This is a genomic window from Ectopseudomonas oleovorans (assembly GCF_003052605.1).
Lineage (GTDB): Bacteria > Pseudomonadota > Gammaproteobacteria > Pseudomonadales > Pseudomonadaceae > Aquipseudomonas > Aquipseudomonas oleovorans_A.
In genome coordinates this window covers 1-24,282 of record NZ_QASO01000091.1, presented here as the reverse complement: position 1 = coordinate 24,282, position 24,282 = coordinate 1, and the positions used below count along the sequence as shown (strand labels likewise).

Genomic DNA, 24,282 nt, shown 5'->3' with positions numbered 1-24,282 from the left:
AACTGAGTGCGCTGCCCTACTTCTTGCCGCCTTTGGGCTTGCTGCCGAAGCTCGGTACTTTGCGCACAGCCTTGGCCTTGGGCTTGGCGCCCTCTTCCTCGAACCAGCGGCCGAGGTGAATATTGCCCTTGCCGCCGCTCTTCGCGGCGCCCGCACCGGGGATCAGCTTCTGCTTGGGTTTCTTCGGTTTTTTCAGCACCTGGCCACCGACCGCCGTCAGTGGTACGCGGTGATCGGGGATGAAGTCCGGCTCATCGACACGCTTGATCAATTGCTGGGTCAGATTCTCGATCGCCGCCAGTTGATCCACCTCGTCGGCGCAGACCAGGGAGATCGCCTCGCCCGTACTGCCGGCGCGGCCGGTACGACCGATACGGTGCACGTAGTCTTCGGCGTTGATCGGCAGGTCGAGGTTGACCACCAGCGGCAGGTCATCGATATCCAGGCCACGCGCGGCCACGTCGGTGGCCACCAGAATCTGCACCTCGCCAGCCTTGAAGCGTTCCAGTGCGCGCAGGCGGCTCGGCTGTGGCTTGTCGCCGTGAATCGAATCGGCTGACACGCCCATGACCAGCAGCTCCTGTTCGAGCTGATCGACACCCTTGCGGGTCTTGGCGAACACCAGCACCTGGCCCCAGCGTTTTTCCTGCAGCAGGTGCAGGAACAGCTCGCTCTTGCGCTTCTTGTCCACCGGGATCAGCCATTGCTTGACGGTCTTGGCAGCAGCGTTGCGCGGGCTCACTTCCACCGACAGCGGGTCGCGCAGCAGCTCGCCGGCCATCTGCCGGATGGCATCAGAAAAAGTGGCGGAGAACAGCAGGGTCTGGCGCTTTTTCGGCAGTGCACTGAACAGCTCGTCCAGCTCGCGGGCAAAACCCAGGTCGAGCATGCGGTCGGCCTCATCCAGCACCAGGGTCTGCAACTGGGAGAACTTCACCGCGTTCTGCCGATACAGGTCGAGCAGTCGCCCCGGCGTGGCCACCAGCACGTCGACGCCCTTGCGCAGCTTCATCATCTGCGGGTTGATGCTGACCCCGCCGTACACCGCATAGCTGGTCAGGGGCAGGTGCTGGCCATAGCTCAAAAAGCTCTGCAGCACCTGCTCGGCCAACTCGCGGGTCGGCGTCAGCACCAGCGCGCGCACGCTGTTGCTGGCGACCTGCGGGCCTTCCAGGGTCAGACGCTGCAGCAGCGGCAGAGCGAAACCAGCGGTCTTGCCGGTGCCGGTCTGCGCCGCGGCCATCAGATCACGACCCTTGAGCACGGCCGGGATGGCCTGGCTCTGTACCGGGGTCGGGGTCTGGTAGTCGAGATCAGCAAGGGTATGCAGCAACGGCTCGATCAAACCGAGAGAGGCGAAGGTCATGACGGGTAACCGCAGGAAGTAAAAGAACTGGCGCGTAGTTTACCCGTGCCAACCCGCTTGTAGGAGCCCGCTTGCGGGCGATTGGCAACGGATCGCCCGCAAGCGGGCTCCTACACAAGAAGCGGCGTACGATGTAAGCCGGGCTACGATGTGGCCAACAACGCCCGCACCTTGGCCGCCGACAGATTCTGCAACTGGCAGAGAAAGGCATGATCGGCCTGGTGCCGGCCATGGCGCTCGCGCAACAGGCCGAACAGGTGCAGTGTCAGGTTCGCTGCCATCTCGGCATCGGCCAGCGCACGGTGGGCGCGGCCGGTATCCGGCAGGCCGGCCCAGGCATTGAGGTTGCCCAGCTTGTGGCTTGGCGCCTCGGGCAGCAGACGGCGCGACAGCAGCAGCGAACAGGCGAAGGGCTGCGCACGACGCCGGCGTACCCGCGCCAGCTCGGCGTCCCAGAATTTCTGGTCGAAGGAAGCGTTATGCGCCAGCAACGGCCTTTCGCCGATGAAGTCGGCCACCTCGTTCATCACCTGCTCCGACGGCGGCGCCTTGCGCAGCATGGCGTTGCTGATACCGGTGAGCTGCTCGATGAATGGCGGCACCCAGGCGCCGCTATTCATCAGGCTCTGGTAGCGGTCGACGATGCGCCCGTCCTCGATGATCGCCACGCCGATTTCGGTGGCGCGCGCCTGAGCCGGCGACACGCCAGTGGTTTCGAAGTCGATGACGGCAATGGATTCCACGTAAAACCTCAGAACATGTGAAGAAGTCGTCGCGAGCGATGGCAGGTCGCGTTTCGCCTGCGCGCAGCAAGCGGAGTGTATTGAAATACATGAGCATGGCGAGCACAGCGGTGAACCTGCTGACAGCGTCTCAGTGATTGCGCAGCAACAATTCACCCTCGATGGGCACGTACAAACTGGCCGCGCGAATCAGCGACTGCGCCGTCAGCCCGGGCGCGCCATAGGCGATGGCCTCGACGCCACGACTGCGCACGCGCTCGAGCAGCAGGTCGAAGTCGCCGTCACCGGAGGCCAGGACGATCTCGTCGACGCGCTCGACGGCATCGAGCACGTCAATGGTGATGCCGACATCCCAGTCGCCCTTGGCCGAGCCGTCGCTGCGCTGGATGTAGGGTTTGAGCTTCACGGTGAAGCCCAGCTTGCGCAGGGTCTGCTGGAACTGCTGCTGTTTGGCGTCACCACGGTCAATGGCATAGGCGTACGCCTCGACGATTACGCCACGGCGGCTGACCTCGGCCCACAGCACGCTGTAGTCGAAGTGGCAGCCATAGACCTGGCGCACCGTGTAGTAGAGGTTCTGCACATCGGCGAATACGGCGATCTTCTTCACCGGGAGTCCTCGGGGGCGACGAAGGCACCAGTATGCCAGAGCTGGGCCGCGGATGCGGCCGGGGCTGGCCCGAGCGCGGCGCAGCCCCTATCCTTGGCGCCATGACGTTTCTACAACAGCTGTGCCAGCGTAACCTCGACCTGCTCCAGAGCCAGGGAATCAGCCACCGCCTGGTCGAGCATGAGCCGGTGCTGGATTACCCCACCGCCCATGCCGTGCGCCAACGTTTCGGCCTGCGCGGCGTGGAGAGCAAGAGCTTGTTCCTGCGCACCGGTGCTCAGCGCTACGCCATGCTGATCAGCCTCGAAGGCGCCCGCGCCGACTGGGCCAGGCTCAAGACGCTGCTCGGCAGTCGCCCGCGCATCGCCAGCGACGAGGAACTGATCGAGCAAACCGGCTGCGTGCCGATGTGTGCCTGTCCGTTCGGCCATGACGCCGGCATCACCCTGCTGATCGACCGCGCGGTGCTGGCCTGCGACTTCCTGCTGTATTCACCCGGCCCACCCGAACTGACCCTGGAAGTGCCCGGCAGCGAACTGCCGCGTCTGCTCAAGGCGCAGCCCAACGCGCAGCTGGAGTACTCTTGAACCCATTCGACTGCCCCGGCGAACGGCCACAGCGCCCACGCCCTCACACTTGGTAACCTGCCAATGAAGCCTCTGTCCGTGCTGCGCGACGCCTGGTTTTTCTCCAGCCACAACCTGCTGGCCATTGCCCGCCTGACCCTGCCGCTGTTGCTGCTCGAAGCCATCGCCCAGACGATCCTCGCCGCCCAGCTCGGCGAAGGCGCCAACCCGGCCTATGGCGTGCTGCTCGGCATACTCTTCTACCCGCTGTATGCCGCACCGCTGATTCTCTTCCTGCATGCGCGCAGCATCGGCCAGACGCCCGGCAACGCGCAGCTGTTCGCGGCCGGGCTGCAACTGTGGCCGACCTTCGCCCTGATGACCGGATTGAGCACTCTGGCAATCATGCTCGGCCTGTCGCTGTTCATCGTGCCGGGCATCTGGATCATGATGCGCCTGGCCTTTTCCGAACTGATTCTGGTACTGCGCCAGGAGCCGCCGCTACGCGCGTTGCAGGCCAGCTTCACGTTGACCGAGGGGCGCTTCTGGCCGGTGTTCACCTGCCTGGCCAACGTGCTGGTGCCGTTGTGGCTGCTCGACTGGTGGACGCAGCCGAGCCAGAGCGACACCCTGCTATGGGTGCTGCATCAGACCGGCAACGGCTTCCTGCAGTTGTTCGCCATCGTGGTGCTGTTCCGCCTGTTCATGCTGCTCGAACCGCAGCAGGCGGCAAATGGTGAGAACAGTGACTAGGCTTGCTGTTTTCCCCGGCCCGGAGCGCGCCATGAGCGAAACGAACCCCAGCATCCTGTCCCACGTATCCATCGGCACCAATGACTTCGAGGCTACCAGCACCCTCTACGCCAAGGTGCTGGCCACCCTCGGTTGTCGGGAAATCATGCGCCATCCTGGGGCGGTGGCCTTCGGCCGCGATTACCCGGAGTTCTGGATGCAGACGCCAATCAATGGTCAGCCGGCGACCCTCGGCAACGGCAGTCACTTCGGCTTCGTCGCCCCGGACAAGGCCTCGGCGCATGCCTTTCACGAGGCAGCTTTGGCAGCCGGCGGCCAGGACGAAGGCCAGCAGATCGATATCCAGCCCCTGCAACTGACCGTTCTCATCCTCCATGCGAAAGGGCGGCCAGAGGTCGGTCATCACCCGTAGGGATTCGCCTTCGCCAGCCCGGCACAGAGGCGTCAGAATCAACAGTGCGAGTAGCCAAAGACGCATCAATTGCGCCCCGAACGCTGTGGCCGCAACCCGGAAAGCCGCGGTAGCAACACCCGCTCGAACAACCTCGGGAAGAAGCGCGCCAGCACCCGGGCGCGCCAATCGACGTTGGACAACACCAGCAGCCGCCGACGCTTGAGTGCCCCATGATAGATGGCCTCGGCGACATCCTGCGGCGAGGCCACCTTGCCCATCGCCAAGGGCGGTTGGGCTGCCACCGAGCCGTCACCGACCAGAGCGTTCTTGCGCAGGTCGGTCGCGGTAAAACCTGGGCACACCAGCATCACGTTCACACCCGAGCCCTTGAGCTCAAAGCGCAGCGTCTCGAACAAGCCATGCAGCGCGTGCTTGCTGGCGTTGTAAGCGCTGCGATAGAGCAACGGCGCGATGCCCGATAGTGAGCTGAGCACGATGATCTGCCCGCCGCGGGCAATCAGGCTGGGCAGCGCTGCCTGGGTGCAGTAGAGCGCGCCGAAATAGTTGACCGCCATGACCCGTTGGAACACTTCCAGACTGGTCTCGGCGAAGGTGCTGCGATGAGTGATGCCGGCATTGTTGACCAACACATCGATACCGCCGAAACGCTCCACCGCCAGCGCCACCGCGCGCTGCACCGCCTCGGCGTCAGCCACGTCGCAGAGCAGCCCCAGCGCCTCGGCGTTGTGATGATCGGCCAGGTGCTGCACCAGGCTGTCCAGCGCTGCCTGCTGCAGATCGAGAATCACCAGGCGCGCACCAGCCTGGGCCAGGCGCATCGCCAAGGCGCGACCGATGCCGGCACAACCACCCGTGATGAGTACGACCTTGCGGTCGAACACCTTGTTGGCGAATACCTTGCGATACATGCGCTGCTCCCGCTGCCCTGGACTCGGCGACACTACAACCTGTTATGGCTGCCATCGCAACAGGGCGGCGTGGCTGTGTGCTTGCAGCCACAGAAAAATACCTGTTCGGCGCGCTCGGCATGGTACTTCAGTGGCGTCAGTCCGCTGCCCTTGTGGCTGCCATCGCAGAATGGCTGGCTGGCGCTGCGCCCACAACGGCACCAGAAATAATCCCGCCCGGCCTCCACATCCACCGCGTAGGGGCCACGCTGAGCGATCAGCGGCTGGTTCATCGCAACCTCCCGGCAGGATCGCGCATGCCTGGGCCGACAGGCCGCAGTCAGGTATCCTCGCCTCCTTCCAGCATAGTCGCCCGTTTCGCCATGTCCCTGCCTCGCCCGCTTCGCCTGCTCCTGGTCATTGTGTTGCCATTGCTCGCTGTGCTGATTGCGCTGGTGTACAGCCTGACCTGGCGCCCGCGGCCCCATGAAGAAGCTGCCGTGTCATGCAGCGGGCAGGTGGCGCAGCTGCAGCCCGGCCAGGCACTCAAGGTGATGACCTGGAACGTGCAGTACCTGGCCGGCAAGCGCTACGTGTTCTGGTACGACCTGCCCGGCGGCGATGGACCGGACGAGCGCCCGAGCAGCGCCGACCTGGCCGTCACCCTGGATGAAGTGGTGCGCGTGCTGCGCGACGAACAACCGGATGTCGTACTGCTGCAGGAGCTGCACGACAAGGCCAAGGCCAGCGACTACCAGGATCAGCTGGCCCTGCTGCAAGCGCGCCTCAGCGACCTTTACCCCTGCAGCACCGAGGCCTTCTACTGGAAGGCCGGTTTCGTTCCGCACCCGCGCATCCTCGGCAGCGTCGGCATGAAACTCGGCACCCTCAGTCGCTTCCAGATCGCCCGCGCCGAACGCCTGCAATTGCCCATGCTCGAGAGCGACCTGCTGAGCCGTCAGTTCCAGCTCAAGCGCGCCTTGCTGGTCAGCTACCTGCCGATTCGTGGTGGCGACAAACTGGTGGCGATCAACACCCATTTCGATGCCTTCGCCCAGGGCGAGGACACCATGCAGCGCCAGGTGGAGATGACCGACGGCCTGCTCCAGCAGCTGCAAACCAGCGACAAAACCTGGGTACTGGGCGGCGACCTCAACCTGCTGCCACCCGGTCAGTTCCAGCATCTGCCGGAGGATCAACGTAGCTGGTACGCCGCCGACAGCGAATTGCAGGACCTGGCCCGGCGCTACCCGATGATCCCCAGCCTGCAACAGGCCAGCGGCGCACAGCAGGCGCAGTGGTACACCCATTACCCCAACGATCCAGCCGCCAGCGGCCCGGATCGCACCCTCGACTACCTGTTCTACAGCCCACGCCTGACCCCGCTCGCCAGCCAGGTTCGCCAGCGCGATACCTTGGCAATCTCCGATCATTTGCCGGTGATCGGTCGCTTTTTCCTGCCAACTCAGGAATAAACCGTGCAGAACTGGACAAATCCACCGCGACTTGTCCATGCTCGTTAGGCACCACTCGATAACAACGAAAAGACGGCGAAGAGCCGCGATAACCGGATGCCAAGACGCTTCTGCCTGATATTCATCGCCCTGCTATGGCTACACGCCGCTCATGCTGCCGAGGCCAGGCAACGCGTTCACGTGGGTTACTACGAGTTTCCGCCCTATTCCTATACCGACGCGCAAGGCCAGCCCAGCGGCTCAGGCCTGGAGCTGGCCGCACGCCTGCTCGACGAGGCGGGATACCAGGCAGACTTTCGCTCCTACCCCGGCGCCCGCCTCTACAGCGGTCTGCTCGACGGCAGCATACATATCTGGGCCGGCGCCTCAGGCAAGCCGGAGCTGGTCGAGCACACCCTCGAAGGCAAGCACCTGCTGGGGGAGATCACCCTCAACCTGTATTTTCGCCACGGCACACCTGCACCGCGCATTCCGGATGATCTGCAGGATCGTGGGGTGATCCTGATCACCGGCTACAGCTACTGGCAGGACGTCAATCAATGGCTGACAGATCCGGCGCGCAATATCACTCATCACCGTACCGCCAACCACACCTCGGCCCTGGAAATGCTCCTGCGCCGACGCGGTGATTACCTGCTGGACTATCAGGCCCCCGTCGAACAGGCCAAACGCACACTGGGCATGGGTGAACTGCCCTTCGTCGAGGTACAGCGTCTGCCGCTGCGGCTGATCTATTCGCGACGTGCGCCTGATGCCGAGCGCCTGCGCGAGGACCTGGATCGGGTGTATCAGCAGTTGCAGGATGCCGGCGAGGATCTGTGGCTGTACTGATCCGAGATATCGGCAGCTCTCCAGGGCACGGGTTCAGTCCACCCCTTGCCCGAGCATCACGCCGTTGACGACCTTGCCGTACAGGTTCACACCATCATCGGCGTGGTACTTGTCGCGGGTTTTCTCGATGGAGCCGTCGATCAACCGAGGGTCTTGCGGGCGCTCGTGGCTGTTCATGTAGGCCGCCACGTGCCAGGCATCGGCATCGCTGAGCGTACCGCCCTTGCCCAGCGGCATGTTGTGGCGGATGAAGCCGGCGGCGGTGTTGATACGGTGCATGCCCGCCCCCCAGTTGTAGGAGTCCTTGCCCCATAGCGGCGGCAGGACATAGTCCTTGCCGGCTTTCTGCCCCTCACCGTTATCGCCATGACAAACCGCGCATTGCTGCTGATAGACCTGCTCGCCACGGGCCAGGTCATAGCCACCCGCCGGTTCCTGCACCACCGGATACAGCCGCCCCGGTAGCGCCTTGCCCACCGGGGCGCCGGTCGCCAGCCAGTACGAATAGGCCGTGATGGCGTTGATGATGTGGCTGTCCACCGCTGGCGCGGTGCCGTTCATGCTGAACTGGAAGCAGCCCTGGATACGCTCGGCGAAGCTGTTGACCTTGTCGTTCTTCTTTCGATAAGCCGGATACATGGTGTAGGCACCCCACAACGGCGCCGAGTTGGCCTTGCGCCCCTGATCCAGATGGCAGTTGGTGCAGTTCATGCCGTTGCCGACATACTCACCGGCCTGGTTGCGGGTATCGACGAAAATCGCTCGACCCTCACGTACCAGCTGGCCGAATCCATCGTTGGGCAGGTCTTTCTCATGCGGAGGCTGAAACCACTCGCTATGTTCGGCCTTGGCCGGCGCTGCGGGTAGCTGACTCTGGTCTTCCATGGCGATGCTCGCTGCATGGGCGGTGGCGACGCTGGCCAGGCCAAGCGCGAACGGGATCAGGTGTTTCATCGGGCACCTCCGGCAGGCAGGCCGGCAAAGTAGTCGGACACGGCTTGGATTTCTTCTTCGTTCAGGGCCTTGGCGATATGCCCCATCAGGTCGTTTGGATCATTGCGGCGCACGCCCTTCTGCCAGTCGTGCAACTGATTGGCCAGGTACGCAGCAGGCTGCCCGGCCAGGGGCGGGAAGGTCTTGCCAACGCCGACACCTCCCGGGCCATGACAGGACACGCACTCGGGAATATTGCGTTCCCAGGAGCCCCGCAGCGCCAGGCTGGCACCCAGCCCATCGGCCGCGGCTGCACGATTCGGTGTGGCGTACTGGGCAGTCGGCAAAGCAGCGAAGAACCGCGTCACGGACTGGATGTCCTGATCACTCAGTCCGGCCGCGAATTGCTGCATGAAGGGATTGGAGCGTTTGCCTGCCTTGAAGTCATAAAGCTGCTTGGCCAGGTAGTCGGCAGATTGCCCGGCCAGACGTGGAAAACCGGCAGCCGCCACGCCCATCAGGGCATCGCCGTGACACGCCGTGCAAGTCAGCATCACCTGGCTGACGCCACCTTGCTGCGCAAGCGGTAGCGGCTCGAAAGCGAACACGCTGGACGTCAACGCCACACACAGCCCTAGCAGAGATAAACGAGAGGCTCTCATTGGCATCCTCTTCAATAGTTGTTATCAGGCTTTTCCAAGCGCACAACCAAGGCTGTGCGCCGACACTCAGGGCTTGGCAGAGCCCATGATGGTTTCCAGCATGTCCGGACGTGGCGCACCGTTCTGCTGCTGCAGACGGCCCGCATCATCGAGGTAGTAGATGGCCGGCGTCGCGGAGGCGCCCATTTCGCCCATCAGCTCCATGTTGGCGTTCAGTTGCTCCGTGATCTTTTCGGGGATCTTGCCCAGCGGTTTGAGCGTGCTTTCGCGCCCGGCCGATTCATGCTCGCCGAGCGCCTTGCGCTGATCGCTGGCAGCGAGCAGCGCCGCCGCCTTGCCGGGGCTGTCCGGGCGCAGCATGCCGACCATGACGTGGCGTACCTGCACACGCCCGGCCTCGACCCAGGGCCGCGCCTGACGCCAGAACATGTTGCAGTAAGGGCAGTTGGGGTCGGAGAACATGTAAACGACGCGTGGTGCCTTGTCGTCGCCGTCAGCGATCCAGGTGCTGCCTTGCAACTGCTGCCACATCTCCTGACCCAGCGGCTGATAGACCAGACGCTCCAGTGGTTCCTTGGTCAGGTCCCCCCCCTTGGCATCGAGCAAGGTGCCGATCAGCACATGCTCACCATCGGCCGTCAGGTACAGCGCCAGACCCTGGCCGTTGTAGCGCGCGGCATAGCCCTTGAGCCCACCAGGCGCGTCGAAGCTACCCACTACCTTGGCCCCACGGCCTTCGACAGCCTTGATAGCCGCAGGCAGCTCATCGGCCTGGGTCAGTGGCGTCAGCAGCAAGCCGAGCAAGGCTAGAGACTTGATTGAGTTCATGATCATTCGTCCGCTTTCAGGGTTTCCAGGGCCCGGGCCAGGCTGGCGCGGGACAGTTCACCGAGGTGGCTGCCAACCTGGCGACCCTCGGCGTCGTAGAACAAGGTGGTGGGCAGCGCACGTGAGCCGACCAGTTGCCCGAGTCGGCCGCCGCTGTCGAGCAGCACGTTGTCCAGTTGCAGCGCCTGGCTAGCGAGAAAGGCACTGACCTCGCCGGCACCCTCGCCCTGGTTGGCGAAGACGAAGGTCACACCCGGATGCTCACGCTGCGCCTCGGCTAGTACCGGCATCTCCCGCCGGCAAGGTGGGCACCAGGTCGCCCAGAGATTGATCACCATGGGCTGGCCAAGCTGTTCGCGCAGCGCCACCGACTGCCCCTGAACATCGCGCAGGGCCAGTTCCGGCAGTCGCGTGCCCTGCTCCAGCGTGTGCAGCACCAGGCTGCCCATGCCCCAGATCAGCAGCCCCGTGGCCATGCCACCGCCCAGCGCCACACGCAACTGCGCGTGACGCCACAGATACCAGGTGCCCAGCAGCCCTGCCGCCAGCAAGCCGCCCCAGGCGATGAAGCCGCCATCGCGGATGTCGATCACGCGCCAGGGTGCATCCTGGTAATGCTCGAAATACAGCGCAACGAAAGCCAGGCGCGCACCCAGCAAGGCGGCCAGCAACAGGCGAAAGATCAGTTTTTCCGGATTGACCTGGCGCTTGCGCCCCAGCCACCAGCCGACCAGGGTCGCCAGCAGCAGGCTCACCAACAGCAATACATGGCCAACGCCCAGCGCCAGCGGCCCTACGCCTATCGTCAACATCAGCCACGCTCCATGGTGCTATCCCAGACCCGCAGAAACTGCTGCGCATCCGCCTCGCCGGTGATGCGCTGCTGGCGCCGCTCCTCGCCGTCCGGGCCGATCAGCAGCAGGGTCGGCGGCCCCAGTACCTGGTAACGGCCGAGCAGTTCACGGCTCGCCGCCCCCGGCGCGGTGACGTCCAGACGCAGCTTGCGCGCATCGGCCAGGCGCGCCTGCACCTCGGTGTTGCCGAATACCTCGCGCTCCATGACCTTGCACGACACGCACCAGTCCGCGTAGTAGTCCACCAGCACCCATTGTCCCTGCGCCTTGGCTTCATCCAGTTCGCGCTGCAGGTGTCCGGGCTCGCGCACATCGACGAAGCTGGCCGTGCGTACCTCGGCCTGGGGCGCAGCGACAGCAGTGAACACCCCCAACGGTCGTAAAGGATCGCTGCCGCCGGCAGCCGCGCCCAGCAGCATCGCCACGCCCCATAGCCCAAGCAATGCCGCGCCGGCATGGGCCAGCGCACGCTGCGCCTGAAGCTGAGCAGCCAGGTGCACGAGACTGCTGGCCGCCAGTATCAGCCAGGCGCCGCTCAGCGCCAGCCAGATCGACTCGGCCAGCAGTGGCCGCAGCAGGTACAGCGCCGTGGCCAGAAAGAGAAAACCGAACACCGCCTTGACCCGCTCCATCCACAGTCCCGGCTTGGGCAGCAGGCGATTGCCCAGCGTTACCAGCAGCACCAGCGGCGTACCGATGCCCAGCCCCAGCGCGAACAGCACCAGGCCGCCCTGCAACAGGTCGCCACTCTGCCCGATGAACAGCAAGGCAGCCGCCAACGGTGCGGTCATGCAGGGGCCGACCAGCAGACCAGAGAGCACGCCGAGCAAACCGGCCCCCACCAGGCTACCGCCCTGCTGCCCGCGCCCGACCCGCTCCAGGCGATCACGCAGCGCAGCCGGCAGTTGCAACTCGAAGAAGCCAAACATCGGCAGCGCCAACAGCACGAACAGCGTCGCGAACGAGCCAATCAACCAGGGTTGCTGCAACAGACTCTGCAGATTGGCGCCGAGCGCTGCCGCCAGTACGCCGAGCAGCGCATAGACCAGCGCCATGCTCAGCGCATAAGTACCCGCCAGGGCAAAGCCGCGCGATGGCGAAGCGCGGCTACCCACCACGATACCCGCGAGAATCGGCAGCATCGGCAGTGAACAAGGCGTGAACGCCAGCAGCAGGCCCAGGCCGAAGAACACTGCCATGCTCAGCCACAGCGCCTGCTGCTGCAGACCATCGAGCAAGGCCAGGTCATCGGCCCGACCGGCTTCGGCGGCGCCAGTACCACCAAGATCGAGCATCCGGGTCTGCGGTGGGTAACACAGGCCGGCATCGGCACAGCCCTGCCATTGCACCTCGATACGCCCGCGCGCCTCGGCTGGCAGGGTCAGCTGCAGGCGCTCACGATAGATCTGCGAGGCACCGAAATACTCGTCCTCATGAGCCAGGCCCGGCGGTAGCTCTGGCGCCTGTTCATCGGTCAGGCCAGTGAACTTGAGGCGTTGCTGATACAGGTAGTAACCCGGCGCTATGTCCCAGCTCAGCGTCGTTTCACCTTCGCTCTGCTGCTGCACGTCGAGCACGAATGCCTGCTCGGCAGCCAGAAAGTCATCGCCCGAGCGCAGGCCGTCAATGGGCAGCGAGGCAAACGCGGCGCTACAGAACAGACTGAGGAGAACAACGAGCGAACGCATGACGACACCGCGCAACTGAGGAGGTGTCGAGGATGCCAAAGTGCAATTAACAGCCGATTAACAGCCCGCCAATCAGAGCCAATAATCCTGCCTTAATCGCGATGAGCGATACTGTCGACTCGCCCTCTGCCTCCACTACCGCCCATGCATGTTCTGCTTACCGAAGACAACTCGCTGATCGCCAGCGGCGTGATCGCCGGCCTGCAAGCCCAGGGGTTCACCGTCGCCCATGCGGCCAGTGCGGCGGCGACGCAAAGCCTGTTGCAGCACAGCCATTTCGACCTGCTGATTCTCGACCTCGGCCTGCCCGACGAAGACGGCCTGGCCTTGTTGCAACGCCTACGCCGCGACGGCATGGTGCTGCCGGTCCTGGTCCTGACCGCACGCGACGCCATCGCCGAGCGGGTTGCTGGCCTGCAGGCCGGCGCCGACGACTACCTGACCAAACCCTTCGATCTGCGCGAGCTGGCTGCCCGCCTGCACGCCCTGCTGCGCCGCGCCGCAGGCCGGACCACGCACCTGATCGATCACGGGCCATTGCAGTACGACCCGACCACCTGTGCGGTGAGTCTTTGCGGCCAGCCCATCGATCTTTCGCGCCGCGAACAGGCGCTGCTGCAGGCGTTGCTGCAGAATCCGGGACGCATCCTCAGCAGCGAACACCTCAAGGACTCGGTCTACGGCCTCGATGACGAGGTCGAGAGCAACGCCCTCAACGTGCATATCCATCACCTGCGGCGAAAACTCGGCAACGGCATCGTCGAAACGGTGCGCGGCCTAGGCTATCGCCTCGGCCCTGCCGGACATGAGGAGCAGCGGCCATGACCTTGCGTCTGCGCCTGACCCTCGGCCTTGGCGCCGCCTTCGTCCTGCTCTGGTCGCTGGCCGCGACCTGGATGCTCTATGACTTGCGCAACCAGCTGATGCAGTCGCTCGACGAACGCCTGGCGGCATCCGCGCGCATGGTCGCGGGCTTGCTGGTGCAACTACCGCAGGCACGCACGGCCAATGATCGCGTGCCACATCTGAGCGCAGAACAGTTGGGTATTCCCAACGGTCTGGCCTGCCAGATCAGCTCGCTGCGCGGCGAGGTACTGGCGCGCAGCCATTCGACACCGGACGACCTGCTCGACGCGGGTCAGAAAGGTTTTCGCGACCAGATCATCGGTGACCGCCCGTGGCGCAGCTTCACCCTGATCCAGGGTGATCTGCGCATCACCACGGCCGATCGCCTGGATGAGCGCGCCACGCTGAAACGCTCGATTCTGCTGGCTGCGGCGCTGCCCGTCGTGGTCGCCCTGCTCGGTAGCCTGGCCTTGCTGTGGATCGGGCTCGGTCGCGGCCTGGCGCCACTGGAACGAATCCGCGCCGCACTCGCCAGGCGCAGCGCCAATACCAGCGAGCCGCTGCCCTTGACCGGTCTATCGGCAGAACTGGCGCCCCTGGTAGAGGCGCAGAACCAACTGTTCCAACGCATCGGCGACACCCTGGAGCGCGAGCGCAGGCTGACCGACGACGCCGCACACGAACTGCGCAGCCCGCTGACAGCGGTAAAAACCCATCTGCAAGTGGCGGCAATGACCGAGGGCGACAACGCACGCACGGCCATCGCCATGGCCGAACAGGGCGCCGACCGCCTGCAACGCATCCTCGAACAGTTGCTGATGCTGGCACGGGTCGAGGGCAACCTGCCGTTCGATGAAGGCCTGCCCTGCCGACCGTTGGAGATCGCCCGTCAGGCCATCGCCGATGCCACGCAGAAAACCGGTGCGCCCATCGAGCTGAGCTGCGCCGACGATCTGCCCGAACGCTGCCTGGCGATGCCACCGGCCCTGGCCATCGCGGCATTGCGCAATCTGCTGGAAAACGCCCGCCGCCATACCAAAGCGGGAACCTCGGTGTCTCTGCACATAGCCCTTGATGGCCCGCATGGCGTGCTGTTCAAGGTACGCGACCAGGGACCGGGCATTACCCCTGAACGCCTGCAGCGTTTCACCGAGCGCTTCTGGCGCAGCGCCGACAGCGACGGCAGCGGCCTTGGCCTTTCCATCGTCAAGGCCATCGCTGAACGTTGCGGCTGCACCCTGCAGTTCATCGCCCATGGCGATGGCCTGGAAGTGCAACTGGGCGCAGCGCTACGCCGCGAAACACCCTGAGCCCTCACTTGCGCGGTTTGGCCCGCGCAGTGGGTTCGGCAATCAAGGGATCGTCCGGCCAGTAATGCCTTGCATCAAATGACGAGCACACCATTGACACCTCTCTGAGCCCCAGAATTTCTAGACTATGGCCGATATCTGCAGCCCGAAGATTGACAGTCAATACTACAGCGATGGATTGACAAAAAACGGGCTGGTCGCTGGTGAGATTGACATATTCATTCGGATCGAACCTTCCTACCTGCTCAAAGGGCTAACAGACTGAGTTTTTCCGAAGGCCTCACGCGAAGGATATGTCATGACGCTTGAGTCCCAAATTACTTTTCTTACAAACAGAATCTTCTAATCCTACAGGGATAGTTCTTGGTAGTTGACCTTCAGAAACCTTGTAGTCTTCGTAAATGCGGCTCGCTTGAGCCCCTCAAGGTCAAGCCTTAAGCGCGAGTGAATATCTGCCTCATATATCTTATCGCTGTTCAGCGTCAGAATATATTGCTTTTGTGCCAGTACCCTCTCGCTATCACCGAGATAGTTAAGACTTCTGAGCAGCGTGTCATAGTCGACATCAAAAATATTATCGTGTATCAACAACCCCGGGTGCCGCCTACCTATTTCAGCATTAGTTAGCAGGCCGAGATCGTAAATAAATACCTTCTCACGCTCATTGCTATGACTGCCATCATCATAAATACGGAGTTCAAATTTTACAACCTCTTTCTTCTTGGTTATTTCCACTTCAAAAGAGCTTTGCCGATTTCCAGCAACAACCTCGTGTATGTCGAGAATGGTTTGCTCCAGGGAGTCGATCACGTTAGAAGAATTAGTTACAAAGCTGTCGAGCAGAAAAATCAGGCCATCTCGCTCGTTTGTCTTTTCTTTCTTCTCGCGCTCGTAGTCTGCATGCTTTTTAATAAAAGCAGAAAGAGATGCGTGATCCTCTACCTTTTTCTGATAGGTCGCAATGGTCTGACGAAGGTTTTTTAGAGCACCTTTCTGATCAATGAGAGAAAGCTTTTCCCGGTAAATACGATCAAGACGGATGATGTTGGAATCTATGTCTTTAAGGCTATCTTCGAGCTCTTTCCGACGCCCGTCGACTAGGGTTTTCTGGAAGTTATCAATTCTTTTCTTGAAGGCGGTTACTTCTTCGATTTGCTTTTTGATGAGGTCACCAAGGCCTGCCTTGAACTGATTATAAAGCTCGGCTACCTCACCTTCGTCGATATAATTGTCGCCCCGGAATAGCTTGATCTTTGAAAGCTCAGTCTTGATGACTGCCTGCCGGGATCGAAACTCTTCGAGCTGTCTTTCAATCTCGATTATCTCATCCTTTACGATGTCGTAACCTTCAATATTTTCCAGGCGCTCGATTTCCTGGTGAATCCTTGTAACCTGGCTGATCAGTTCGTTTAAATCAGCCTTGGCCTCAGAAACATTTTTTCCGGTGATAGCGGCAATATTTTCTTTGGCCTTTGAAATGGCTTTTCCGATCTTGTCTATCTCCCCCCAAAGAGCCTTTGCCTGTTTGTATGGCTTGGGGTCGATATTCAGCAAGTAGAGATGCGGTGTATAGTCAGGCGGAATGTTTCGATTGGTGTCAAAGCATTTGATAATGGATTTAAATTCCGACCGTTCATCCCGTATCAAGGGCCCCATCATGGTGCGGAATGATGGGATGCTTTCATCGTTGGCTGAACCGAAAAGCAACGTCGTCAGATAGCTTGTGGCATCTTCGATGTCGGTGAAAGGAATGGTCTTCCCGCCCACCATCAGGATCGGACACTTATGATTATCGATGCTTCTTTTGATCGTGATGGGTTTGCCGTTGATCTCGAAATCCAGGCAAATTAGCGTACTGTAAGGAAAGGCTTCGTTCGGGATCAGGGAGACCCGGCTCTCTTCATGACGCTTTAGAAGACCGTAGTTGATGAACTCGACAGCCATGGACTTACCGACGCCATTGGTCTTGACATTGTTTTCTGTCGTCTCACCAAGTATGAGATTGATCCCGTCTTTAAATGAGATAGGATCGAAAACCTGCGGCTCACTGTATAATTTTCTAATTCTTAGCACTTTGCCACCAGATATGGCTCCTGGAATTCAATAATATCCAGGGAGTATAAAAACAGCATGGCGTAATAGATGCTCCTAGCATTAATCCCGCCTGACTTGGCCATCGTCTTCGCAATGTCAAATATGCTTACCTGAGATTCCTGGGACTCCTGAAGTAGCTTAAGAATCTCAAAGCCGAGTACGGGCGCCGATTTGCGTAGGTCGTCGTCTTTGGAGAATAAACTAGGCAACTGAGACCTCCTTATAAGGGAAGATATTGCACTTCACCAGCTGCTCAATGACGTAAAACTCTGCCGCCCCCTCATCAAAGGTGTACCCGTTATTGCCGAGAAGTGCGCTGAAATCGGAAATTATCTGTTGGAGCGCCACTTTCGGATCGCCCCCGCATTTTGTCAGTACGGCATCGCTATATTTTCTCAGATAGCTGGCCGCACGTCGCAGCTTGACCTGCCCAAAATCAGACTCTTTCTTAACGGCCTCCAGCACAGCACCGTACTCTATATAGCCATCATTGTACGCATCGACGAGAAAGTCGGCGTGATCCGCAAAGCGCTTATATATCTTTTCCTCTGGAATAGGTTCTTCCAGATACCCGCCGCCAGCGTCCTCATGGTTTTCATCGCTGATATGCTCAATGATGCCAAGAATGGTGAGAACCTCGTTGGGTAGGCTTCTCTGAGCGGGCAGTGACAACTCTGCATCCAGAAAATCCGCAATGGCTTTTAATTTTTTTAGATCCGGATCGGCGGTAATTTTCTTGATAAGGTCTTCCACATCAAGAATATCGGCCTTGGTATCAAGGGAATACTCGGTTCCGCCAATCGTCTCAGCCTCATGATTGGTTTTCTTTACAATATTCAGGATGAGTAGCCTGTCGAACTTCTTATAAAGCTCTTTTTCAATGAATTTTTCGACAGTGTACTTTGTTTTGGACAGAACTGAGGTGGATGTGACCTGGATAGCGATCTTATTTTGCTCGTCACCAAGATCAATGGCAGCAGCATTTTGATCGATGATATTTATGTTCTTAAGGCTGTAGCCGTAAACCAGATTCAAAAGGCCGCAGTAAAAATCTTCTGCACCGTGATTGATATCCGTCAGACTCAGGCTGTTGTGGTACTCAACCTGGGTCTTCAGCCAAGAGAGTGATGTGATTACTCTCCTCTGATAATCACTTCGGTTCATATATTTATGCTTCCCTGCACCGGCCTCTATCAGTGTCCGTATATTGGTGACGGCACGGTCGGGTAGGCCCGGTACACGTGGCGGAAAATATTCTCAGCGAGAATTTTAATTTCATCTTCGTTGTACTCGTCGACCGGTAGCCCTGTACTGTCGTCATACAGAAAATCATAGATCTTCTGCTTCACGGCATCGCGCGTACTTTCTTTCTCACGCCAGTTCTCGATCCGGAGCCGTTCTGCCTTCAGCGTATCCAGCAGTTCGGCAGCAACCTTCTTGATCTTTGTCGTATCTCCCTTGGAGAGCTGGGGCTTTGAGAGAAGGTCGAACAAGGCCAGGGTTTCCTCATCGAGCCCTTCTTCCATGGCGCGGCGTTCTTCCGCACTTAGATCATCGACGAGCTTCAGCAGCGCCTCAAAAGTCTTTTCGATGGTGAGCCGATCTTTTTCGAGATTGTATTCATCGACCAGCTTGTCGTAGTGGGCCTGGAAGTCGGTGCGCAGCGGGTTCTTCATCAGCAGGATGTTCAAACGTTTTTCGATGACTTCTTTGAGTCCCTGTACGGCGGTGTGCTTGGCCGGAGACTTGGAAAATTCCAGACGCAGCCGCTCGAAATCGATCTTGCTGATGTCATAGACCCCAGCACCCTCGCCTGCAGAAGCACGGGTATGAATCGTTTCATCAACGATCCCATGGAGCTGGCGAATGATGTCGCTGATGTCTGCGGCCTCGCGGTCGGCCTGCAGGCTCTTGTAGATGATATTGATGGCATCCCTGGCGTCGCGCTGCCCATTCACGCCGGGCACGTTGATGCAGGCTTTGAATTTCTTGAAGACCTCGCGCGCCATAATCTCGAAGCGCTTGCGGGTTTGGTCGTTTTCGTTGACCGCTTCTTTGGCTTCGATGATGGCAGCGTTTCGCGCAAACCCGGTCTTCTCGTTGATGTCCTCTAGGCAGAAGCCTTGGGACTGCAGGAAGTCGCGCACGAAGCCGATGGCTTCGATGAGGTCCGCCAGTAATTCTTCATTGGGCTTGGTCGGATCGAGCTCGCCTTCATCGTCGCCGTGCCCCTCATCCCCGCGACCAGCAAAGGTGGAGAGAGCCTGGCGCAGGTTTTTAAGGATGCCGCAGTAATCAACGATCAGGCCGTTGTTCTTACCCTCCGCAACACGGTTTGCGCGCGCAATGGCCTGCATGAGCGTGTGGGCCTGCAGAGGTTTGTCGAGATAGAGTGTGGAGAGGGTTGGTACGTCAAAGCCTGTCAGCCACATGGCACAAACAATAGCCACGCGGAACGGATGCTCTGACTTCTTGAAAGCGCTCTCAAGGTCAAGGCGCTTTCCGTCGCCAAGCAGGAAGCCCTCTTTCATCAGGCGACGGTGCGGGGTGATATCCAGGTCCCATTTACGGAACTTGTCCACCTCGCCCTGTTCTTCGCTCACCACGACGGCGATTTGCGTTTCGCGCATCCAGTCGATCTGGCGACGACGCCAGATGTCATCCTGCTCGTCCAGAGCGCTCGGTAAGTCTTTTTCCAGGCGGGCGACGTGCTCTTGCCAATAGTCATCTATCAGCTTGTGCATCCGCACGCAGGTGATCTTGTCGATGCAAACCAGCATGGCCTTGCCGGTTTCCCAGCCATTGGCGTAATGCCGGACAAAATCCTGTGCAACCTGTTCGAGGCGGCTGGTGCTGGTGATGATGTGGTAGTCACGCTTCAGCTCGCGCTCCAGGCGCTGCTGGACGTCGATATCATCAATTTCCAGTTCTTCGAGCTTGGCGGCGATCTTCTCGTTCAGGCCCTTCGGATCGGCCACACTATGTTCGTCGCCATCCTCATCAACGAAGCGCAGCTGCTCACCGCGCGCGTCGTAATAGAGCGGTACGGTGGCGTTGTCTTCGACAGCGCGCTGGAAGTCATAGGTGGAGATGTATTCGCCGAAGACCTTCTTGGTGATCTCGTCGTCTTTGAACAGAGGCGTGCCGGTGAAGCCGATGAAGCTGGCACCGGGCATAGCGTTGCGCATGTTCAGGGAGAGCGTGCCGTACTGGGTACGGTGCGCCTCATCAGTGATAACGATGATGTCATCCCGCTCCGAGTAAGGCTTTGCGGGATCGACCTTCTTGTTGAATTTCTGGATCAGCGAGAAGACGAAAGCTTTGTGCTGCCCCAGCAGCTCCTGCAAGTGTTCACCACTGGTGGCGCGGCATGGATCGCGGTCGTTATCCACAACCCCGCACCCGCCGAAGGTTTTGTAGATCTGGGTATCCAGGTCCTCGCGGTCGGTCAGGACAACAAAGGTGTAGTTGCCACCCAGCTTGCGGTGGACCTTACGGGCGAAAAACACGATTGAATAGGACTTGCCGGAGCCTTGGGTGTGCCAGAAGACCCCGAGCTTTCCTGCACGGGCTTTGCGATCCTTCACCGCCTCAATGGCGCGGTTCACGCCCAGGAACTGGTGGTTACGGGCGACGATCTTAACGAGTTTCCCCGAGCTTTCATCGAAGAGGATGTAGTTCTCGAAGATGTCCATCAGGTTGGATTTGGAGCATGTGCCTTTCAGCAGCGTCTCCATGTCCACGACGCCGGAACTGTCTTCGTGCAGGCGCTTCCAGTCGTTGAAGTGCTCAAACTTGCTGGAGACCGAGCCGATCTTGGCGTCCACGCCATTGCCCAGGACGATGAAGGCATTGTGGTGGAAGAGATGCGGGATGGTGTCCTTGTAGTCCGCAAAGTTCTTCTCGTAGGCCGCCTTGATGTCCTTGTGGACATTCTTAAGCTCCATGAACACGAGCGGGATACCGTTCACGAAGCAGACGATATCGGCGCGGCGGCGATACAGGTCGCCTTTGACCCACAGTTCCCTCACGACAAGGAAGTGGTTCTTGGATGGGTCATCGAAGTCGAATAGGCGAAGGCGCTTTTTGACGCGCTCGCCCTTCTCATTGCGGAAACTCACCTCAACACCGTTCTTATGAAGATTGTCCTTCTCGCGATTGGTCGCCAGCAGCACGGAGCTGCTGCTGTACTCAGTCACAATCCGCAAGGCGTCTTCATAGGCCTCCATGGGGAGACCAGGGTTGAGGTCGATGAGCTTCTGACCGAGGTAGCGGTTTAACACCACCTCGGATTCACTGGTGCGACCGAGGGTGCCTTCCTTGCCCAAAATCTCCTTCATGGCATAGATCGACTCATCCCACTGCAGGTCGTGCAGCAGGTAATTGGCAGTCGTTTCCTGCGCCAGGTGATCCTCGGTCATTGCACTCATACGACGATGTCTCCATTCATCAGACGTGGCAAGAGTAGGTCACGAGCCCGCTCAAGTCTTGTATTGTATTCTTCAAGCTTTTCAATTTGAGAGCGTATTGGCCGCACTTCTTTTAGGAAGCTTTCCAAAATTGGTGTTGCTGGGGCAAGTAGTTTCCTACTATATGCCATGTCTCGATTTAGCCCAGGCACGGCCACATCTGTGTTGATAAACCCAGCATACTGAAGCGCGTAATATATGTAGAGATTGCTTTGCTCCCTGGATATAAAATAGACAGTATCAATTGGCCAAAAATCTCTAGCTGACCAATATACGGCACCGACGTTGCCCTTCCTGCCGACGATAATCCCAGGCCCCTCTACAAGACTCTTATTATGTGTCCCAACGACGCCGCTTGAGCCATAAACGGAAACTGCACCATCAATACGATCATCTGCCTTTAATGCTTTACCGTAGTTAAGGGTTAGAATATCGCTTATTCTTTCTCTTCCCCACCCGCTTGGAACTCCATCTATTATTTTGGGTATGCGGATTTAATGGTTGATATGTGAAGTAGAAAGCGGAAGGGAAAACTAAATCCACAACGGACTAAATGGTTGATAGCTAACCGTGCCGGTCTTTCCAGATCCCCTTCCCTATAGCCATATGTAGGGAACACTTGAAAACTAGGCATATCTGTCTTGACAATAGCCCCGGTACAAGAAGCGGGTGTCGTTGTGCTCAGCCAGCCTTTCTTCGCCAAAAGCAATATTGCCACGAAGAGTGGTAGCCTACGGGCTCAGTACCTCCCCAGTTGGGTCATCGCCCGGCTAGAAGGTATTGAGGCGGCTCGGGGTGCATTGCACCATGTCGCGCCGGTCGGCAAGATGGAAGACTACATTGAGCGGATGTTGCGTAATGTCACGCCCTACTTGAACGAGGTGCACTGACCATGCATATCCAACCTACTCCCTTGAGGTCACAACAAAGCTAATGATCGATCTACTTGTTTTCCTCCCGGCATGTTTCGCACTGAACCTGGCGTTCGGCCCCAATAACCTCGTTGCGATGACACACGGTGCGCAAAAGGGCGTAGGGTTTTCCTTTATGGCAAGCACAGCACGGCTTGCCGTCTTCGTGCCCATGATTGCTGCTAGCGCGCTTGGTTTAGGGATGCTTTTGTCTGCTTCGGCGTTGGTCTTCAACGTGATCAAGATCGTTGGTGCCGCCTATCTGGTCTGGATGGGCATCAAGCTCCTCAGAACAACATCTGGCTCGACTAACCTAAACGCAGATGCAATGAAACCTTCGCTTCGTAAGGCATTCCGTAGTGAGGCGCTGATCGCCATCAGTAACCCCAAAGCAATCCTCATTTTCGCGGCATTCTTCCCGCAATTCGTGGATATAACGAATTACTGGCTGAGCTATGCAACTCTTGGGACGGTTTTTATCGCGCTAGAGGCCGTTGCAATAGCGATATATGCGTCAGCAGGGCGTTTTGCAGCAGCTTTCGCAGCAAACAAGCTGCACTGGTTTCAACGCGCCTCAGGTGGAGGAATGATTGCTTTCGGCATCCTGCTTCTTCTTAGTCGCCAACCTTCGCGTGTTGCCTAGGTTCTTAAGAACGCTTTAGCCAGTTGCTAGTCGTCTTAAGAGAATAACGTATGACCGAAATGCCCGACAACATCCTGCACCTGCCCTCATACCAGGTGCTGGGCTGCAAAGCCACCGACGATGAAATGCACTTCCAGGTAGACGCGCCCGATCCCATTGCTTGCGAGGAATGCGGGGTGCAGGGTGAGTTCGTGCGTTTCGGCAAGCGTGATGTTCCCTATCATGATCTGCCCATCCACGGCAAGCGGGTCACCCTCTGGGTGCTCCGCCGCCGGTACATCTGTCGGGCCTGCGAGGCTACCTTCAGGCCCCAGCTACCGGAGGTGGTGGACGGCTTCCGCATGACACTGCGGCTACATGAATACGTAGAGAAGGAGTCCTTTAACCACCCCTACACTTTCGTGGCGCAGCAAACCGGATTGGACGAGAAGACGGTACGGGACATCTTCAACGCCCGCGCCGCGTTCTTAGGCCGCTGGCACCGCTTCGAAACGCCTCGCATTCTGGGCATCGACGAGCTGTACCTGAACAAGCGCTACCGCTGCATCCTGACCAACATTGAGGAGAAGACCCTGCTCGATCTGCTGGCCACTCGCCGTCAGGACGTCGTGACTAACTACCTGATGAAGCTGAAAGACCGGCAGAAGATCGATATCGTCAGCATGGACATGTGGAATCCATATCGAACGGCGGTCAGGGCGGTGCTGCCACAGGCCCGCATCGTGGTCGATAAATTCCATGTGGTGCGCATGGCCAACGATGCTCTGGAGAAGGTGCGCAAGGGGCTCCGGAAAGAGCTGAAACCAGCCCAGATCCGAACCCTCAAGGGAGACCGGAAAATCCTGCTGAAGCGCGCTCACGAAGTCTCAGACCGGGAGCGGCTGATCATGGAAACCTGGACAGGCGCATTCCCGCAACTGCTGGCTGCCTACGAGCACAAGGAGCGCTTCTACAGCATCTGGGACGCCACCACACGACCCCAGGCAGAAGCCGCCCTGGACGAGTGGATATCCACCATCCCGAAGGGCCAGAAAGAAGTCTGGAGCGATCTGTTTAGGGCGGTGGGCAACTGGCGCGAAGAGATCATGACCTACTTCGAGACGGACATACCTGTCACCAACGCTTTCACGGAGTCCATCAACCGACTGGCCAAGGACAAGAACCGTGAAGGACGAGGTTATTCCTTTGAGGTGATGCGGGCGCGAATGCTCTACACCACGAAGCACAAGAAGAAGGCCCCGACTGCGAAGGTCTCTCCGTTCTACAAGAAAACCATCGGTTACGGACTGCCAGACCTCGCAGAGGAGCTCAACTACGGGGTCGATCTATCAACCATCTGAGGGTAGCATCAGGTTGGTGAGGGGAAGGTGCCCCATCAACCATTAAATCCGCATACCC

The 24,282-nt window shown here is 59.5% G+C and carries 24 protein-coding genes; 10 read left to right on the top strand and 14 right to left on the bottom strand.

Annotation, left to right across the window (positions count from 1 at the left end; all coding sequences use genetic code 11):
• Window positions 1–16: 16 nt before the first annotated feature.
• From rhlE1 to DBO86_RS15060, 3 genes are all read right to left on the bottom strand, one after another.
• Window positions 17–1,366 carry an RNA helicase RhlE1 gene (rhlE1, locus tag DBO86_RS15070; protein WP_108234094.1) on the bottom strand — a complete coding sequence of 450 codons (1,350 nt, stop codon included), beginning with the start codon at window positions 1,364–1,366 and terminating at the stop codon, window positions 17–19.
• A gap of 143 nt (window positions 1,367–1,509) precedes the next feature.
• Window positions 1,510–2,109: a 3'-5' exonuclease gene (locus DBO86_RS15065; protein WP_004424645.1), complete on the bottom strand. Its 600-nt coding sequence runs from the start codon at window positions 2,107–2,109 to the stop codon at window positions 1,510–1,512.
• Between the two features lie 130 nt (window positions 2,110–2,239).
• Entirely contained in the window at window positions 2,240–2,719 is a 480-nt protein-coding gene (locus tag DBO86_RS15060; RefSeq protein WP_004424647.1) for a LabA-like NYN domain-containing protein, read from the bottom strand.
• A 101-nt stretch (window positions 2,720–2,820) separates the two neighbouring features.
• On the opposite strand from DBO86_RS15060, the gene DBO86_RS15055 reads away from it, so the two are divergent.
• The 3 genes from DBO86_RS15055 (at window position 2,821) to DBO86_RS15045 (ending at window position 4,450) form a co-directional block, all read left to right on the top strand.
• A complete protein-coding gene (locus DBO86_RS15055; RefSeq protein WP_039965044.1) occupies window positions 2,821–3,306 on the top strand; it encodes a YbaK/EbsC family protein in 486 nt (161 codons plus the stop codon).
• Between the two features lie 63 nt (window positions 3,307–3,369).
• Window positions 3,370–4,038: a YciC family protein gene (locus tag DBO86_RS15050; RefSeq protein WP_004424651.1), complete on the top strand. Its 669-nt coding sequence runs from the start codon at window positions 3,370–3,372 to the stop codon at window positions 4,036–4,038.
• A gap of 31 nt (window positions 4,039–4,069) precedes the next feature.
• Window positions 4,070–4,450: a VOC family protein gene (locus DBO86_RS15045; protein ID WP_244185562.1), complete on the top strand. Its 381-nt coding sequence runs from the start codon at window positions 4,070–4,072 to the stop codon at window positions 4,448–4,450.
• A gap of 65 nt (window positions 4,451–4,515) precedes the next feature.
• Here the strand turns inward: DBO86_RS15045 and DBO86_RS15035 are convergent, their stop codons facing one another.
• Both DBO86_RS15035 and DBO86_RS15030 read right to left on the bottom strand, forming a co-directional pair.
• Window positions 4,516–5,361, bottom strand: a complete 846-nt coding sequence (locus DBO86_RS15035) for an SDR family oxidoreductase (RefSeq protein ID WP_004424655.1) — start codon at window positions 5,359–5,361, stop codon at window positions 4,516–4,518.
• Window positions 5,362–5,393: 32 nt separating this feature from the next.
• Window positions 5,394–5,633 carry a CDGSH iron-sulfur domain-containing protein gene (locus DBO86_RS15030; RefSeq protein ID WP_004424658.1) on the bottom strand — a complete coding sequence of 80 codons (240 nt, stop codon included), beginning with the start codon at window positions 5,631–5,633 and terminating at the stop codon, window positions 5,394–5,396.
• Window positions 5,634–5,723: 90 nt separating this feature from the next.
• Here DBO86_RS15030 and DBO86_RS15025 point away from each other — a divergent pair, with 90 nt between their 5' ends.
• Window positions 5,724–6,815, top strand: a complete 1,092-nt coding sequence (locus DBO86_RS15025; protein WP_108234093.1) for an endonuclease/exonuclease/phosphatase family protein — start codon at window positions 5,724–5,726, stop codon at window positions 6,813–6,815.
• 96 nt (window positions 6,816–6,911) lie between these two features.
• Window positions 6,912–7,646 carry a substrate-binding periplasmic protein gene (locus tag DBO86_RS15020; RefSeq protein WP_108234092.1) on the top strand — a complete coding sequence of 245 codons (735 nt, stop codon included), beginning with the start codon at window positions 6,912–6,914 and terminating at the stop codon, window positions 7,644–7,646.
• Window positions 7,647–7,679: 33 nt separating this feature from the next.
• On the opposite strand, the gene DBO86_RS15015 is transcribed toward DBO86_RS15020, so the two are convergent.
• From DBO86_RS15015 to dsbD, 5 genes are all read right to left on the bottom strand, one after another.
• Window positions 7,680–8,600: a c-type cytochrome gene (locus DBO86_RS15015; RefSeq protein ID WP_108234091.1), complete on the bottom strand. Its 921-nt coding sequence runs from the start codon at window positions 8,598–8,600 to the stop codon at window positions 7,680–7,682.
• Window positions 8,597–9,241: a c-type cytochrome gene (locus DBO86_RS15010; RefSeq protein ID WP_108234090.1), complete on the bottom strand. Its 645-nt coding sequence runs from the start codon at window positions 9,239–9,241 to the stop codon at window positions 8,597–8,599. Before DBO86_RS15010 ends, DBO86_RS15015 begins: the two co-directional genes overlap by 4 nt.
• A gap of 66 nt (window positions 9,242–9,307) precedes the next feature.
• Entirely contained in the window at window positions 9,308–10,069 is a 762-nt protein-coding gene (gene dsbG, locus DBO86_RS15005; protein ID WP_108234102.1) for a thiol:disulfide interchange protein DsbG, read from the bottom strand.
• A gap of 2 nt (window positions 10,070–10,071) precedes the next feature.
• Window positions 10,072–10,881, bottom strand: a complete 810-nt coding sequence (locus DBO86_RS15000) for a TlpA family protein disulfide reductase (protein ID WP_108234089.1) — start codon at window positions 10,879–10,881, stop codon at window positions 10,072–10,074.
• Window positions 10,881–12,611 (bottom strand): protein-disulfide reductase DsbD, encoded by a 1,731-nt coding sequence (dsbD, locus tag DBO86_RS14995; protein WP_108234088.1) that lies wholly within the window; start codon window positions 12,609–12,611, stop codon window positions 10,881–10,883. The genes DBO86_RS15000 and dsbD overlap by 1 nt, the downstream gene beginning before the upstream one ends.
• 144 nt (window positions 12,612–12,755) lie before the next feature.
• On the opposite strand from dsbD, the gene DBO86_RS14990 reads away from it, so the two are divergent.
• Window positions 12,756–13,436, top strand: a complete 681-nt coding sequence (locus tag DBO86_RS14990) for a response regulator (protein WP_108234087.1) — start codon at window positions 12,756–12,758, stop codon at window positions 13,434–13,436.
• A complete protein-coding gene (locus DBO86_RS14985) occupies window positions 13,433–14,767 on the top strand; it encodes a sensor histidine kinase (protein WP_108234086.1) in 1,335 nt (444 codons plus the stop codon). Before DBO86_RS14990 ends, DBO86_RS14985 begins: the two co-directional genes overlap by 4 nt.
• Before the next feature lie 348 nt (window positions 14,768–15,115).
• On the opposite strand, the gene DBO86_RS14980 is transcribed toward DBO86_RS14985, so the two are convergent.
• The 4 genes from DBO86_RS14980 to DBO86_RS27300 form a co-directional block, all read right to left on the bottom strand.
• Window positions 15,116–16,840 carry a DUF2326 domain-containing protein gene (locus DBO86_RS14980; protein ID WP_108234085.1) on the bottom strand — a complete coding sequence of 575 codons (1,725 nt, stop codon included), beginning with the start codon at window positions 16,838–16,840 and terminating at the stop codon, window positions 15,116–15,118.
• Window positions 16,841–17,062: 222 nt separating this feature from the next.
• Window positions 17,063–18,025: an SMEK domain-containing protein gene (locus DBO86_RS14970; RefSeq protein ID WP_108234083.1), complete on the bottom strand. Its 963-nt coding sequence runs from the start codon at window positions 18,023–18,025 to the stop codon at window positions 17,063–17,065.
• Between the two features lie 29 nt (window positions 18,026–18,054).
• A complete protein-coding gene (locus tag DBO86_RS14965; RefSeq protein WP_108234082.1) occupies window positions 18,055–21,291 on the bottom strand; it encodes a type I restriction endonuclease subunit R in 3,237 nt (1,078 codons plus the stop codon).
• Entirely contained in the window at window positions 21,288–21,806 is a 519-nt protein-coding gene (locus DBO86_RS27300; protein ID WP_425266798.1) for a restriction endonuclease subunit S, read from the bottom strand. Before DBO86_RS27300 ends, DBO86_RS14965 begins: the two co-directional genes overlap by 4 nt.
• Window positions 21,807–21,971: 165 nt before the next feature.
• On the opposite strand from DBO86_RS27300, the gene DBO86_RS14960 reads away from it, so the two are divergent.
• The 3 genes from DBO86_RS14960 to DBO86_RS14950 are packed head-to-tail and all read left to right on the top strand — an operon-like array spanning window position 21,972 to window position 24,224.
• On the top strand, window positions 21,972–22,220 hold the full coding sequence (locus DBO86_RS14960) for a hypothetical protein (protein ID WP_099167931.1): 249 nt from the start codon (window positions 21,972–21,974) through the stop codon (window positions 22,218–22,220).
• Between the two features lie 43 nt (window positions 22,221–22,263).
• The gene (locus tag DBO86_RS14955) at window positions 22,264–22,884 is read left to right on the top strand and encodes a LysE family translocator (RefSeq protein ID WP_014819627.1); all 621 of its coding nucleotides are present in this window, start codon (window positions 22,264–22,266) and stop codon (window positions 22,882–22,884) included.
• A gap of 50 nt (window positions 22,885–22,934) precedes the next feature.
• Complete coding sequence (locus DBO86_RS14950; protein ID WP_033939138.1) at window positions 22,935–24,224, top strand: ISL3-like element ISPst9 family transposase; 1,290 nt, start codon at window positions 22,935–22,937, stop codon at window positions 24,222–24,224.
• Window positions 24,225–24,282 lie beyond the last annotated feature (58 nt).

Bases quoted from the DNA above. Each gene is read 5' to 3' on its own strand.
- rhlE1 (WP_108234094.1), bottom strand. From the start codon at position 1,366: ATGACCTTCGCCTCTCTCGGTTTGATCGAGCCGTTGCTGCATACCCTT.
- DBO86_RS15055 (WP_039965044.1), top strand. From the start codon at position 2,821: ATGACGTTTCTACAACAGCTGTGCCAGCGTAACCTCGACCTGCTCCAG.
- DBO86_RS15050 (WP_004424651.1), top strand. From the start codon at position 3,370: ATGAAGCCTCTGTCCGTGCTGCGCGACGCCTGGTTTTTCTCCAGCCAC.
- DBO86_RS15045 (WP_244185562.1), top strand. From the start codon at position 4,070: ATGAGCGAAACGAACCCCAGCATCCTGTCCCACGTATCCATCGGCACC.
- DBO86_RS15035 (WP_004424655.1), bottom strand. From the start codon at position 5,361: ATGTATCGCAAGGTATTCGCCAACAAGGTGTTCGACCGCAAGGTCGTA.
- DBO86_RS15030 (WP_004424658.1), bottom strand. From the start codon at position 5,633: ATGAACCAGCCGCTGATCGCTCAGCGTGGCCCCTACGCGGTGGATGTG.
- DBO86_RS15025 (WP_108234093.1), top strand. From the start codon at position 5,724: ATGTCCCTGCCTCGCCCGCTTCGCCTGCTCCTGGTCATTGTGTTGCCA.
- DBO86_RS15020 (WP_108234092.1), top strand. From the start codon at position 6,912: ATGCCAAGACGCTTCTGCCTGATATTCATCGCCCTGCTATGGCTACAC.
- DBO86_RS15015 (WP_108234091.1), bottom strand. From the start codon at position 8,600: ATGAAACACCTGATCCCGTTCGCGCTTGGCCTGGCCAGCGTCGCCACC.
- DBO86_RS15010 (WP_108234090.1), bottom strand. From the start codon at position 9,241: ATGAGAGCCTCTCGTTTATCTCTGCTAGGGCTGTGTGTGGCGTTGACG.
- dsbG (WP_108234102.1), bottom strand. From the start codon at position 10,069: ATGAACTCAATCAAGTCTCTAGCCTTGCTCGGCTTGCTGCTGACGCCA.
- DBO86_RS15000 (WP_108234089.1), bottom strand. From the start codon at position 10,881: ATGTTGACGATAGGCGTAGGGCCGCTGGCGCTGGGCGTTGGCCATGTA.
- dsbD (WP_108234088.1), bottom strand. From the start codon at position 12,611: ATGCGTTCGCTCGTTGTTCTCCTCAGTCTGTTCTGTAGCGCCGCGTTT.
- DBO86_RS14990 (WP_108234087.1), top strand. From the start codon at position 12,756: ATGCATGTTCTGCTTACCGAAGACAACTCGCTGATCGCCAGCGGCGTG.
- DBO86_RS14985 (WP_108234086.1), top strand. From the start codon at position 13,433: ATGACCTTGCGTCTGCGCCTGACCCTCGGCCTTGGCGCCGCCTTCGTC.
- DBO86_RS14970 (WP_108234083.1), bottom strand. From the start codon at position 18,025: ATGAACCGAAGTGATTATCAGAGGAGAGTAATCACATCACTCTCTTGG.
- DBO86_RS14965 (WP_108234082.1), bottom strand. From the start codon at position 21,291: ATGAGTGCAATGACCGAGGATCACCTGGCGCAGGAAACGACTGCCAAT.
- DBO86_RS14955 (WP_014819627.1), top strand. From the start codon at position 22,264: ATGATCGATCTACTTGTTTTCCTCCCGGCATGTTTCGCACTGAACCTG.
- DBO86_RS14950 (WP_033939138.1), top strand. From the start codon at position 22,935: ATGACCGAAATGCCCGACAACATCCTGCACCTGCCCTCATACCAGGTG.